Genomic DNA, 13,714 nt, shown 5'->3' with positions numbered 1-13,714 from the left:
GGAGGAGAAGTTGTTGTGTAAATTTGGAAATTTAAGAAGGATTAAAAATTTAATACGGTACAAATTTCGGTGCAAAACAAAATATAAAATCATAAATAACTGTAAATAAGCAAACTAAAATAATAAAAAAAGCCCGTCCAGACCGCAAAAAAAGCTTCTCAATTTTTTGAGAAGCTTTTTTTATGCGTAAAATATTAATTCAATAAACCCTTCTCTTCTAAAGACTTTCTTATGTTTTTATGATGATTCCAAAAGTTGGTTTCCAGCGTATTGTATATCTCCTTAAATTCAGGAAGGTCTTTAATAGTATCAACTAATGGTTCTAGTTTTAAGAAAAGCAGTACCCAATATTGAAAATTATCTTCTTTTGCAAATAACTTTAAATGCTCAATAGCTTTGTTTTGGTCGTTTTTATATGCATAATAAACAGCTAAACTTAAATGTTTATAAATAGATTCATCATTAGTAGCAAACTCAAAATAACTATTAAAAAGTTCTTCAGATTTAGCTTTTTCACCCATTTTTGAATATACATAGCCAATTTTAGAATTCTCATATTTATAAATATCTAATTTTTGAGATTCCCTAATTTTTATAAATTTATGATAGTATTTATAGGCATTTTCATAATCTCGTTGGTAATAATAAATTTTCCCAATTTCCTGCATTAAATCTAATCGCGTAGTATCTTTTTGAAATTCTTTAATTAACAATTCTTGTGTTTGTTGTAAGTCATTGTTTTTTGCAAATAAAATAAAAGCTCTTACATATTCAGAAAACAAATTTTTAGGATTGTAATCTAAAGATTTATTAATATTTTTTTCAGCTTCTTTTGTAAAGCCTGTTTGTATAAATGCATTACTTATGTTTAAATAAATATAGCTTGCAGTAATTGAATCGTTAGCCGCAATATCTAATTGAGCACCTTTTAAAGCATTTTCAAGATATTTTTGGGTATTTGGTAAATAACTAGTATAAAAATCAGATAATAAATTAATTATATATGCAGAGTTTGGACTATATTCTAACGCTTTCTCTAAATATGGAATCGCCATTTTATATTCTGAATTATTCATATAAGAAAGTGCTTTTGCAATTAAACTTTCCGGTTGTTTGGAATCTAATAACATCGCCTTTTCCGTATATTCATTTATTAAAGCTGAATGCTGTTTTTCTGATTGAAAAACGTCTAAATAATAATAAGCAATGGCAATATTGGCATAAGCGCGTGTAAATTTATCATCATGTGCTATGGCTTCTTTAAAATAAGGAATAGCTTTTAGCAGGCCTTCGCTAGTTTCTTTATGAAATTGATCTAAACCTTTTAAAAAATAATCATAAGCAATAGGATTATTTGTTGGAAGTTTGTCAATTCTTTCTTTTTCTTCAGGTGTAATAATAACTTCAATTTTATCGGCAATATTTTTAGCTACATCATTTTGTAATTTAAAGACATCTGTTACTTTTTTGTTGTATTGTTCTGCCCATAAATGGTTGTCGCTGGAAGCTTCAATTAATTGAATATTCATCAAAATTTTATCTTCAATTTTTTGCCCACTACCCTCAACAAAATAATCTACATTTAACTCTTTTGCTAGTTCAGGAATTGTTTTAGAACTGTTTCTATATTTTTCAACAGAAGTTCTACTTATTACTTTTAAGTTTTCAATATTTTGAAGATTTGTTAGGATTGCTTCCATAACGCCATTAATAAAATAAACATTGGTAGAATCGTTACTATCGTTTTTAAAAGGCAATACGGCTATAGATTTTTTAGTGTTTGTTTTTGTTGAAGCATCGGGCTTAAAAATGTTGAAAAGCGCTATAAAAAGAACAAAAACTAAAACAGCTAAAGAGATTAAAATAACAGTCCTTTTTTTAGTTGACTTATTAATTTGTACTGTATTATTTTCGGATACATCTTTTGTTTCAACTTCACCGGGAGGGAAACCATAATATTCTCTGAAGCACTTAATAAAATAAGATGTGCTTCCAAAACCTACTTTGTAGGATACTTCAGAAACTGTAAATGAATCTTGTTTTAATAAATCCATTGCGTTTTTTAAACGTATTTGTCTAATAAACTGGCTAACGGATAAGTTTGTTGATTTTTTAATTTTTCGAAGTAAATTAGAACGACTCATTCCAATTTCATTTGCAAGTTCTGAAACTCCAAATTGTTCATTTGAAATATTAGCCTCTATAATTTTTGTAAGCTGATTTAGGAAATCGTTTTCAGTAGATTGCAAATCTGACATTGTCCTTAAAATTTAAACCGAAATTAGACAATTTTTAGAAAAAATACGAATAATTGAAGATGAATCTGTTTTCAGAAAAGAATGCAATATTAATTACTGTTTCTAAACTTTTAAGATCACCTGCGTCATAATTTATATCCATTCGTCATAGTTTACAACTAATTAATTAAAATTTATACAATTTGTTTTTTTATTGATTAGTGCTGCATCAAGGTTTAACGGAAATTTACACCATAGAAAAAAAGTGAAATTTTAAAAAATAAAAAAAATGAAAACACTAAAAATTAATTTAAAAAAATCAGTTGCATTAACACTATTAATAGCTGCATTAATTATCAATGTGTCATGTAAAGAGACAATCGAAAAATCTGACAAAGAACCTGTTGAAACTTCGGTTTCAAAATCAGAAGTAAAAGCTCCGGTTGAAGATATTATAACAGCAACTTTTTTAGGTAACCTTAAAGCTGTAGAGCAACATGTAAAAGCGGGTACAGATTTAAATAAGAAAGATGATTATGGATCTACACCACTTATGATAGCAGCTACATTTGGAAAAACCGATGTTGCAAAAGCATTAATTAATGGAGGAGCAGATTTAAATTTAACAAGTGCTGACGGTTCAACCGCATTGCATACTTCAGCTTTCTACTGTCGTACTGAAATTGTAGCAGCTTTAATTAAAGCGGGCGCCGATAAAAACTTAAAAAACAACTATGGTGCTACAGCATTAGAGTCTGTTTTGGCTCCTTTTGAAAATGTAAAGCCTATTTACGAGCAATTAAATAAAGATTTAGGGCCATTTGGTTTAAAGCTAAATTATGAGCACTTAGAAAAAACCAGACCTATAGTTGCCAATTTATTAAAATAATAACAATGTCAAATACAATTAGAAGATACGACATAGATTGGTTAAGAGTAATAGCAATAGGGTTACTTTTAATATACCATATAACAATTGTTTTTCAACCTTGGGGTGTATTTATAGGATTTATTCAAAGTGATGAGCCTTTAAAATTTTTATGGATTCCAATGTCAATGTTAAACGTTTGGAGAATTCCATTGTTGTTTTTTGTGTCGGGAATGGGCGTTTGTTTCGCCATAAAAAAGAGAAACTGGAAACAATTAATAACAGAAAGAGCTAAAAGAATATTGCTGCCTTTCTTATTTGGAATTGTATTTATTGTACCGATTCATATTTTAATTTGGCAAATTTATTACAATCAGGATCTTTCTTTTTCACTAAATAGAAGTCATTTATGGTTTTTAGGAAATATATTTCTATATGTAATTTTATTGTCGCCAATTTTCTTTTATTTAAAAAGAACAGAAACTAGTTTAATTAGTAAAAAAATAAAAAAGCTATTTGGAAATCCATTAGGTTTTTTAATAATAATAGCATCCTTTGTTATAGAAACGTTTATTGTAAAACCCGATTCTTTCGAGATGTATGCAATGACAATTCATGGCTTTGTTTTAGGGTTATTAGCTTTTTTATTCGGTTTTATATTGATATATAGCGAAGCTTGTTTTTGGAATTCAGTACTTAAATGGCGATGGATATTACTAATTGTAGGAGCATTGCTTTTTTCAGTACGTTTGTTTTATTATGATTTAATTGCGCCAAATTATTTAAAAGCAATAGAGTCCTGTTTTTGGATATTTACCGTATTCGGATTTGGTTACAAATATCTAAATCATTCAAGTAAAACATTAAGTTATTTAAGTGAAGCAGCGTATCCAATCTACATAATTCATATGATATTTCTTTATTTAGGGTCTTATTTAATACTACCATTAAGCATTTCAACTTTTGCTAAATTTGTGCTAATCATTTTATTTACAGGTATTGGTTGTTTTGCATTGTATGAATTATTAATAAAAAGAATAAAATTTTTAAGACCACTTTTTGGGCTTAAATTAAAATAGCATATAAATTTTAAAAAGTACATTATGGAAAATAGAAAACATAATCGAGGTTCGTGGGTAATTGGAGGTATGACAATTTTAGGTTTAGGTATTGGATTTATTTTTCTGCAATCTTCACCTTTGTTGTTTGTAGCTTCGTTATTAATTGGCTTAGGTGCTGGAATTGTTATGGCATCGTTAATGGTTTAAACATAAATAATAGATAAAGAAAATTTAATTATATTCACGTTTAGATTTTTTTTGTTAAAAGTACATTGTCCTTAAATAGTATGACATTATGAAAAAAAAACAAACAAAACGAATACTGAGAATAGTATTTATTCTTGCAAGTATATCCTCTTTGTGGTTTGTGCCATGGATTTTGGTAAAGGCTTGGATGATGCCATTACCTAATACGGTTCAAGAACAATTAAATGAAGGCATTTCACATGGATTTGACGGAATGATTGTTTACGTGGATCAAGCTGGGAAGCCTCCGGAGTTTTATGCCGCAGGATGGCATGACCGTAAAAATAAAATAGCTGCCTATCCGCAAGCATTATTCAAAATTGCCAGTATAACCAAACTCTATGTAGCTGTTGCAACCACAAAATTAGTGAAAGAAGGTCGTTTGTCTTTGGATAAAACACTCGCTGACTACTTTCCAGAACTTGTAGGAAGAATTGAAAATGCTGAGAAAATAACCTTGAGAATGATGGTACAACATAGAAGTGGTATTCCAAATTTTGTTGATCATCCTGATTATTGGAAAAATCCGCCAAAAAGCAAACAAGAAACGCTGGATTACGCACTGGATTTACCGGCTGACTTTGAACCGGGTGAAGATTATGGCTATTCAAATACGAATTATATGTTGATTTCTGATCTCATTGATAAAGTGTTAGGTTATAGCCATCAACAATATATTAAGGAGGAAATTTTGATACCACTTGGACTGAAAAACACTTTCGGTTCGCTTCATGAAGTGGATATAAACAATGTGATGAGCGGATATTATGTAGGTATTGAAGACGATCTAAAGAATGAGTTTACAGGATTAATGATAGCTACAGCAGAGGATGTGGGCATATTCCTAAGAGCATTAAACGATGGTTCGGTGTTTAATGAAGGGGAACAGGAAATTTATTCCTCCATTTATGTGTACGAGCATACAGGTCTGCTCGTTGGCTACCAGAGTATTGCAGAATACCACAAAGACATTGATACAGTTGTTATTCAATTTAACAATACAACAAATTTTAATGGATATGACTGGAATTTAGCGGAAATTATATATAACCGTATTGTAAAAATTGTGAGAAGAACATAAAAGCCATTTAAAAATCCTTTCATGAAATTTATCAAGAACAATTATTATGAAAATAGTTAAACGAATTTTAAAAATTATAACAGGAATCATTTTAATAACTATAGTTTTTGTTATTATAAAATTGGGTGTTGATATAAAAAGAACTAGTTATTTAAAAATTAAAAATATTGAGCATGCTAATATTGATTCTTATATAATTAAGAATGCAAATATTATTCCAATGAATAAAGACACTGTTTTAGTTAATAAAATGATCTACTTTAAAAATGGTGTAATTCAAGAGATTGCAGACAATATAGAATTTGATAATGTTGAAATTATTAATCTTGAAAATAAATTTTTAATGCCAGGTCTTATAGATATGCATGTGCATGTATGGGATAGATATGAATTAGGACTATACTTGGCAAACAGCATTACAGCTGTTAGAAATGTTTGGGGTATGCCAATGCATTTAAGGTTAAAAAAGGATATTAACGATAATAAAATTATAGGCCCTGATTTTTTTACTTCAGGACCTAAACTAACAGGCCCTGAGTTTATAGGTGATGATAATTTACAATTAAATAGTGCTGAAGAAGCAAGAGAAAAAATAATCTCATATAAAGAAAAAGGATATGATTTTATTAAAACCTATTATGGTTTAACTGAAGAAATTTTTGATGCTGTTATTGAACAAGCTACGATTTCTGATATGGATATTGTTGCACATCCTTCACAAAAAGTACCTTATTCCTATCATTTTAATCCTCAAATAAAATCTATAGAACATGCTGAGGATATTATTCAACAACCTTTAAATTATAAATTAGATACATTAAAATTAAATGAGGTAGTAAATAGTTTTGCAAAGCATAAAAACAGTACTTTTTGCCCAACATTAACGGTTTACAATAACATTTATCAGATGTTAATTAATGATAATATTTTGGCTTCGGATCAACTCGAATATATAAATCCTCTCATCAAAATGGTAGATAGTAAAGCTCAACTAGATAGGTGGCAGAATACTAAATTAAGAGATTCAAGTATCGTTAAAGCTATAAAAGAACAGCATGATTTCCATTTGAAAATAATTAAAGAATTGCATAAAGCAGCTGTAAAAATTATTTGCGGAACAGATGCTGGAATTGGAGTAACCGTACCTGGGTATTCAATTCATAAAGAACTTGCTTTTTACAAAGAAGCAGGCCTTTCTAATTATGAGGTATTAAAAACTGCTACCGTAAATGCTTCAGAAACACATAAATCTATGAGTAATATGGGAACAATAGAAGTTGGTAAAACTGCAAATATGGTAGTGTTGGATACAAATCCTTTGTTAGCATTATCAACTTTAGAAAACCCTTCAACTGTATTTATAAATGGAAGAAAAATACAAAAAGAAACTTTAAATAAATTCGAAGAAAAGGCAAGGGATAGAAAAAATCTGGTTGCATCTTTTGTTAGGTATCTAGAAAATATGATAATTGAATAGAATTATAAAAGCAGTACTTTACAGTAAATAGGGTTCACCTAAGGATGAATGAAATCCTTATCAAAATACATGCAACAACAGTAACAGCAATAGAATCTAAATTTGGAGGCTTATTTAATACCACTATTAAGCATTCCAATTTTCGCTAATAATTCTATTTACCAGTATTGGTTGTTTTGTCTTGTATGAATTATAAATAAAACTAATAAAATATCTAAGGCCTCTTTTTGGGCTTAGAAAAAAATAATATTTAAATTATTTTAAAAATACTGCCTTTAAGTGAAAGGGAAGTTTAAGAATTAAGCCATTTTTTAAATTCAGCAGCTTTATTTTTACTAATAATAATTGAAGTATCAAGTTTTGTCTTAATTTTTAATTGGTTATTTCCATATTTCAGTATTTCATCAATCCCTTTTACCGAAAGAATATACTGTCGGTTTGCCCTAAAAAAAATAGATTGATCTAAACTGTTGTATAACTCATCTAAACTAGTATTTGTAGTATATTTTTTTCCATCTAGGCAAGTAATTGTTGTTATGGCATGTTCCGTATTAATATAGGCTATTTGCTCAACTTTTATTGATAGTAACTTGTTTTTAGAATAAGTTAGAATTCTCTTTTTAATTTTTGAGGTATCATCATTTTCACGTTCATTATCAATTTTATCATTAATCTTATTCTTGTAATTTGTTAAATTAGAATTCAGTTTTTTTAGAGTTGAAACCTCACCCATTAAAAGTTGATTTTTTAATTCTAATTCTTTTTCATAGTAATTACTTATATATCTAAGAATAATAACGGAGAGTAAAATAATAGAAACACATGTTAATAAATAGACTAATAGGAAGGTTAGCTTTAACTTTTTAATTTCTTTGTCAATTTTATCAATATTTGCGTGTGCCGCAATTATCCAGTCTGAGTTTTTTACTGGGTATAAATAAATTATTTCAGAATTTCTATTGTTATTAAATTCTCTTAAACCTCCAAGTTGCTTTTTGTCTTTTAATAATTGATAAAAATCTTCCGAATCAATACTGTTATCAAGAGGTCTTACAAAAGATTCATTTGGGTTAATCTGTTTCCCTATTTTTTGTGGGTCAGGATGACAAATTTCAATACCAGACCAATCGAACATACATATAAACCCTGATTCAATATTTGTACCTTCAATGCTTTTTTGAATATTAGTAATTATAATATCTCGATCAATGCCATTTTCAATTTGATAAGATACCAAGTTTGAAAATTCCTTTGCTTCACGCTGACTTGATTCAATTTGAATATCTAAAAATTTACGAGTGCTAACTTTTATCAAATAATTCATGTTTAAATAACCAATAACAAAAACAATTAATGATATAGCAAGCAAAGTAATAAGGTACAATTTATCTTTTTTCAAGAGCACTTATGTTTTTTAGTTTAATAATTTCCCTTTTAACACCCAATTTTTCCATTTCACCAATTTTTTATTGATTTGAAAAAGTAATCTTCATTTATTTGTTAAGTAGATGAATCAAATTTAGGTAAAATAAGAGGATTCAAAAAAATATTTATAAAGTTGTATATATAATAAACGGTTTGAAAATTTTAAAATTATAAATTGAATAATATTGAAGCATTGAAAACTAAATATTTTAAAATATTATTAGCAGGATTAACATTGATTATTATAGGTTTATTTTTTGTAATAAATTTATACAATAAACCTTTTAAGGATGTTAAAAATTCGAAAGCCGAATTTGTTATTTCTGCTCAGGAATTAATAAATGACTTTCAGGTAGATGAAAATTTAGCAAATAAAAAATATGTAGATAAATTAATTCAGGTTAAAGGTGAAATAGTTGATATTTCAATTACTAAAGGAAATAGTAGTATTACATTAAAAGATATTAATGGGTTTTCAAGTATTATATGCCATATGTTACCTGAGGATAATTTAAATTCATTGAAATTAAAAAAAGGAGACTTTGTTCATGTAAAAGGAATGTGTACAGGGTATTTATTAGATATAATTATGGTTAGATGCATATTAATTAATGACAATTTAAATGAAAAATAGAGTAATTATAATGGTATTGGTTTTTCTAATATCAAATCAAATATTTTCTCAGGAAAGGTATTTAACAAAGGAAGGTTATATTTCTTTTTTTTCACATACGTTGGTTGAAGATATAAAAGCCGATAATTACCAGGTTTTAAGCGTTGTTGATAAAAAAACCGGAGAAATAGCCATTCAATTATTAATGAAGTCTTTTATGTTTAAAAAGGCATTAATGCAAGAACATTTTAATGAAAGTTATGTGGAATCTTATAAATATCCAAAAGCCACATTTAAAGGATATATTATGAATTTTAGTGAATTAGACAGTTTAAACTCTACAGCTGAAATTAAAGGAATTTTATCAATGCACGGTAAAGAAAAGGAAGTTAGCACCATATGTAAGGTAGAAATTGTAGAGGAGCAAATTAATTTATCAGGCAATTTTATGGTTGAAGTAGCCGATTTTGATATAAAAATTCCAATTGTAGTTAGAAATAATATTGCAAAAACAATTAAGGTTAATTTTGATTTACAACATAAACCTTATAAAAATAATTAAACAATTATAAAAACATAAAATTCAAACGGATGAAAAATTTACTTTCAGTTTTTTTAATCATTATAGTATCCAATAATATGTTTTCCCAAACCCTGGATGATATCCTAGCGGAAGAAACAGTTAACAATGCTACAGTTGTTTCTGGTACTTTTAATGGAACTAGAATAATGAATGGGCAATCTGTTGAAACCAGGCAAAAAGGAGTTTTGGAATTTTTAATTCAGCATAGATTTGGCAGAATAAATTCTGGAGGGTATGAACTTTATGGATTGGATCAATCTAATATTCGATTTGGATTAGAATATGCTGTTACTAATGATTTTGCTATTGCATTGGGTAGAAGTTCGTTTGAAAAAGTATATGATGGTTATTTGAAATATAAAATTATTAAGCAAAAAACCGGGAATAAATCAACGCCATTAAGTGCTGCTTTATTTGTTAGTGCTGTAGAAAAAACACTAAAAGATTATGATCCTTTAGATAAGCCAAGTTTTAGCGACAGGTTAACTTATACTAGTCAATTATTGTTGGCTAGAAAGTTTAATTCAGATTTCTCAATTCAAATTACACCAACATACATTCACTATAATACGGTATCAGGTTCAAAAGATCCGAATGATTTTTTTGCATTGGGTATTGGAACTAAGGTTAAAATTAGCAAACACATTTCAATTAATGGTGAGTATTATTACTCTTTCAATTCTTTTGATTTGTTAACTACAAAAAACTCATTGGCGTTCGGTTTTGACATTGAAACAGGAGGGCATACATTTCAGCTGATTTTTACAAATTCAAGAGCTATGGTTGAAAAAGGATTTATAACCGAAACTACTGGTGATTTCTTTAAAGGTGATATTCACTTTGGATTTAATATTTCAAGAGATTTTTACTTAAGTAAAACAAAAGAAGAAGAAAAATTATATTAATAAATACTAATACTAAAAATCAAAATTATGAAAAAATTACTAGCGTTAACCGGTTTATTTTTATTGTTCATTTTCACTTCCTGTTCTTCAAACAGTGATGACGATGATATAACTATAGACCCACCGACATCTACAATTACATATACAAATACTATTAGTGCAATAATTAGTGGAAATTGTACAGGTTGTCATGGTAGTACACCAACTAATAATGCTCCGATGTCTCTAACATCGTATGCAGATGTTAAAAGTGCAATAGAGACAAGAGGATTGATTGGGCGTATTGAAAATGGTACTATGCCTCCAAACGGTAATTTAACAGCTACACAAATACAAAATATTAAAACCTGGCAGGCTAACGGTTTTCCTCAATAAGTATGAAAAATACTTTTAGGGTAATATGGTCGTTTACATAAAAGGAAGGTCGCCAAATTGGAAGAAAGAGAATGTTAGCCAAACAATATTTTTTACAAAAATTAGTTAAAATTATAAAATTATACAATTATACAATTATGAAATCATTATTTATTAAATCCTTATTATTAATTTTCATTTCATCAGTTTCTTTAACTGCTTGTTCAAGTGATGATGATAATCCATCAAGTGATGATACCCAATTGCAAATTGAAAACAATGTGCAAAATGATTCTTGGCGTATTACTAAATACATAGATAGTGGTAATGATGAAGTCAGTAATTATGCTGGGTATATTTTTACTTTTGGTGCAGATAATGTACTTACTGCCACCAATAGTATAAATACTTATACAGGTACTTGGAGTATTATGGATAGTAATAGCAACGATGACAGTTTGGATGATTTAGATTTTAATATTTTCTTTGCATCACCTTCTGATTTTGAGGAATTATCAGATGATTGGGATCTTATTACTCAAACATCTAATAAAATTGAATTAATAGATATAAGTGGAGGAAATGGAGGTACTGATTATTTAACTTTCGAAAAGAATTAAGAATATTAATTTTATATAACAAAATTAAATAGGGGGTTCCGTTATCGTATTTACTTGTAGTTATTTTGTGTAGGCATTTTTTTTAAACCCATTACCTTTGGTTACAAAGTTATGGTAGGTGTCTTATAATTAGCTTTTTATTTCTCCATTTATTTCTTCCCAAATAAATACTATTTTCAATTTTTATTTAATAAAAGTTTATTGTAAGAGAGTAATATTCGTTGGGTGGCACTTTCAAGGTCTTAAATATAAAAAATGTAAAAAAGGTTCTCAAAAATTGAGAACCTTTTTTACATTTTTTATAAATAGAAAATTCGGAATATTATTGATTCATGTATGATTCAGGAATATTAACTCTCCAGCCACAGCTAGATATTGCAGATCTTTCTCTTCGTGTTATCAATCTATCTTTTCTCCATGCATATGTTAATTTAGACAATTCTCTTGTAAAATCGTCATGCAAGTCATCATAGTTCTCACCATCATATTGTTTATTAATTTCAGAAATTAAATTAGCTATTTCATCCATCATAGTTGTACCTGGACTAACAAATACATTTTCCACGTTTGGATAACAATCATCAATATCAATTTCTTCATTTAAAATTGAGTATGGATATGGGTCTTCAGCATTTGGTACTCCATCATTATCTGAATCACAGTAACCAAACGATAAATTATCTATTCCAAGTCTTAAAATATTTGTGGTTTTTAAAACAACTTCTTTAATAGATTCACTTGAGTGAATACCCCAAAAATTTCCTGAGTATGCTCCATAAATTTCGGAATAACCTAGTAAACCCGATTCTCCATAAATTTCAATTGTTATATCTTGTGCACTATCAGGAAATAATTCAAGACTTACTGAATAGTTATTACTTTTTGTAAATTCAATATGTAAATCATCTGCATAATCAATCCAGTTTCTACTTGTAAGAACCTGATTTCCATAAGCACCAGTAAATGGCCAAGATTTATATACCCAAATCCAAGCTAATTCACCGTTATCAAGAAGGGTACTAAACTTTACATTAGATTCTATGCTGCCAGGTGAAAAAAGAGCGTAGTCACTACCCTCAATATCAGCAATAATATCTGAAGATTCATCAATAATGTTACCATATGTTCCAAATCCCCAGCCGTTTAAAACTTCAGAATCTTCAAAATCCTCAATTTGCATTACAGGATTGCAAGAGTTTAAAAATGAATTTGAATCTTCATAAAAATTCAAAATGTTATTTTCAGAAAAGTGCTCGTAAGTAAGTATAGGTCTTTCAGATGTTTTTGAACTTTTACTAACTGAATCTCCCATAAATTCCTGTCCTACATAGTTGTTGGCTTTATTTTGGAGTTGTTCCTCATTTAGATTGTCAGTTTCTGTTTGACAACTTGTGATAAGTAATGTTACTGCAAAAACATACACATAGTTTAATTTTTTAAATAGCTTCATCGTTTTTAGTTTATAGATTAATTAATGTTTTTAATTTTATTATTATTTAATTATGCAGAGCATGTGAATGAGCTAATTAAATAAAAGAAAAAAAATATGTGGGGTTAATTCGAGGGGGTGTAATCATTAAAATTAATGATGGGCTAATATATAGATTTAAATTAACTTTAGTATAATAAATTTAATTAAATACTATTTTAAAAAATTAGTTGATTTAGAGTTAAAAAGCATCTTAGTACTAAGATGCTTTTATTGTAATTTAATTTAAAAAAAATATAAATGAAGTTTTAAAGTTGTAGGTACCTTGTATGTTAACTGCTATAATTTCTTAAAAAATCTTCAAAAGACATTGGCTTTAAATTTCTAAAAGAATAATGTTTTAAATACGTTTTGTAATCTTTTAATGCGGTTTGGTTTACTCCTTCAGAAGTAAAAGAAATTTGAGGGGAAGTAGCGTTCATAATAAAAGATTTTTGGGTTTATAATTCTATTAAATACAATTAATGGGGTTGTATATTTTTTAAAACTACAAAATTTTTTATAAAAACTTTAAAAAAATACCATTTATTAGTAAAAACGTGTAAATTATATGCAAAAACCATCCTTTTGGTATTGTAAATCAGTATTCAAGTACTTGTTTTCCGTAAAAAGACACGATATTTAAAAATTTACATTATTTAATAATTAAATTTTAATAATATTTTAAGAAATGCCCACCTATACTTTGTTTAAAACCAATTGCTATTAAATATTAAATGGTTATTTTTGCTTAAATCTACATTCTTAAAAATAGT

General features: G+C 27.8%; 14 protein-coding genes. 10 read left to right on the top strand and 4 right to left on the bottom strand.

From position 1 onward, the window contains the following. Positions 1-194: 194 nt before the first annotated feature. Entirely contained in the window at positions 195-2,258 is a 2,064-nt protein-coding gene (locus BX611_RS01975) for a helix-turn-helix domain-containing protein (RefSeq protein WP_115877811.1), read from the bottom strand. A gap of 268 nt (positions 2,259-2,526) precedes the next feature. Between BX611_RS01975 and BX611_RS01970 the strand changes: the two genes are divergently transcribed. From BX611_RS01970 to BX611_RS01955, 5 genes are all read left to right on the top strand, one after another. After that, the gene (locus BX611_RS01970) at positions 2,527-3,126 is read left to right on the top strand and encodes an ankyrin repeat domain-containing protein (RefSeq protein WP_115877810.1); all 600 of its coding nucleotides are present in this window, start codon (positions 2,527-2,529) and stop codon (positions 3,124-3,126) included. 5 nt (positions 3,127-3,131) lie between these two features. Further along, positions 3,132-4,184 carry an acyltransferase family protein gene (locus tag BX611_RS01965; RefSeq protein ID WP_115877809.1) on the top strand — a complete coding sequence of 351 codons (1,053 nt, stop codon included), beginning with the start codon at positions 3,132-3,134 and terminating at the stop codon, positions 4,182-4,184. A gap of 24 nt (positions 4,185-4,208) precedes the next feature. After that, positions 4,209-4,373: a hypothetical protein gene (locus BX611_RS14995; protein WP_162880001.1), complete on the top strand. Its 165-nt coding sequence runs from the start codon at positions 4,209-4,211 to the stop codon at positions 4,371-4,373. A gap of 88 nt (positions 4,374-4,461) precedes the next feature. Then, on the top strand, positions 4,462-5,493 hold the full coding sequence (locus BX611_RS01960; protein ID WP_115877808.1) for a serine hydrolase domain-containing protein: 1,032 nt from the start codon (positions 4,462-4,464) through the stop codon (positions 5,491-5,493). Between the two features lie 46 nt (positions 5,494-5,539). Then, on the top strand, positions 5,540-6,970 hold the full coding sequence (locus BX611_RS01955; protein ID WP_115877807.1) for an amidohydrolase family protein: 1,431 nt from the start codon (positions 5,540-5,542) through the stop codon (positions 6,968-6,970). Between the two features lie 292 nt (positions 6,971-7,262). On the opposite strand, the gene BX611_RS01950 is transcribed toward BX611_RS01955, so the two are convergent. Continuing rightward, positions 7,263-8,294 (bottom strand): LytTR family transcriptional regulator, encoded by a 1,032-nt coding sequence (locus tag BX611_RS01950; RefSeq protein WP_115877806.1) that lies wholly within the window; start codon positions 8,292-8,294, stop codon positions 7,263-7,265. A 276-nt stretch (positions 8,295-8,570) separates the two neighbouring features. On the opposite strand from BX611_RS01950, the gene BX611_RS01945 reads away from it, so the two are divergent. The 5 genes from BX611_RS01945 (at position 8,571) to BX611_RS01925 (ending at position 11,470) form a co-directional block, all read left to right on the top strand. Beyond that, entirely contained in the window at positions 8,571-9,029 is a 459-nt protein-coding gene (locus tag BX611_RS01945; protein ID WP_115877805.1) for an OB-fold protein, read from the top strand. Continuing rightward, complete coding sequence (locus BX611_RS01940) at positions 9,019-9,570, top strand: YceI family protein (RefSeq protein WP_115877804.1); 552 nt, start codon at positions 9,019-9,021, stop codon at positions 9,568-9,570. The genes BX611_RS01945 and BX611_RS01940 overlap by 11 nt, the downstream gene beginning before the upstream one ends. 29 nt (positions 9,571-9,599) lie before the next feature. Beyond that, positions 9,600-10,496, top strand: coding sequence for a DUF5777 family beta-barrel protein (locus tag BX611_RS01935; protein WP_115877803.1), 897 nt, complete (start codon positions 9,600-9,602; stop codon positions 10,494-10,496). Between the two features lie 27 nt (positions 10,497-10,523). Then, positions 10,524-10,871 (top strand): c-type cytochrome, encoded by a 348-nt coding sequence (locus BX611_RS01930; protein WP_115877802.1) that lies wholly within the window; start codon positions 10,524-10,526, stop codon positions 10,869-10,871. Between the two features lie 137 nt (positions 10,872-11,008). Further along, a complete protein-coding gene (locus BX611_RS01925; protein ID WP_115878917.1) occupies positions 11,009-11,470 on the top strand; it encodes a hypothetical protein in 462 nt (153 codons plus the stop codon). Between the two features lie 322 nt (positions 11,471-11,792). Here the strand turns inward: BX611_RS01925 and BX611_RS01920 are convergent, their stop codons facing one another. Together BX611_RS01920 and BX611_RS14990 are read right to left on the bottom strand one after the other, a co-directional pair. Beyond that, entirely contained in the window at positions 11,793-12,920 is a 1,128-nt protein-coding gene (locus BX611_RS01920) for a hypothetical protein (RefSeq protein WP_115877801.1), read from the bottom strand. Between the two features lie 311 nt (positions 12,921-13,231). Beyond that, positions 13,232-13,381 carry a hypothetical protein gene (locus BX611_RS14990; protein ID WP_162880002.1) on the bottom strand — a complete coding sequence of 50 codons (150 nt, stop codon included), beginning with the start codon at positions 13,379-13,381 and terminating at the stop codon, positions 13,232-13,234. Between the last annotated feature and the right edge of the window lie 333 nt (positions 13,382-13,714).

Origin of the sequence: Lutibacter oceani (assembly GCF_003384935.1) — a bacterium.
Lineage (GTDB): Bacteria > Bacteroidota > Bacteroidia > Flavobacteriales > Flavobacteriaceae > Lutibacter > Lutibacter oceani.
The sequence above is the reverse complement of the archived record's forward strand: the minus strand, read 5'-3'. Positions and strand labels throughout refer to the sequence as shown.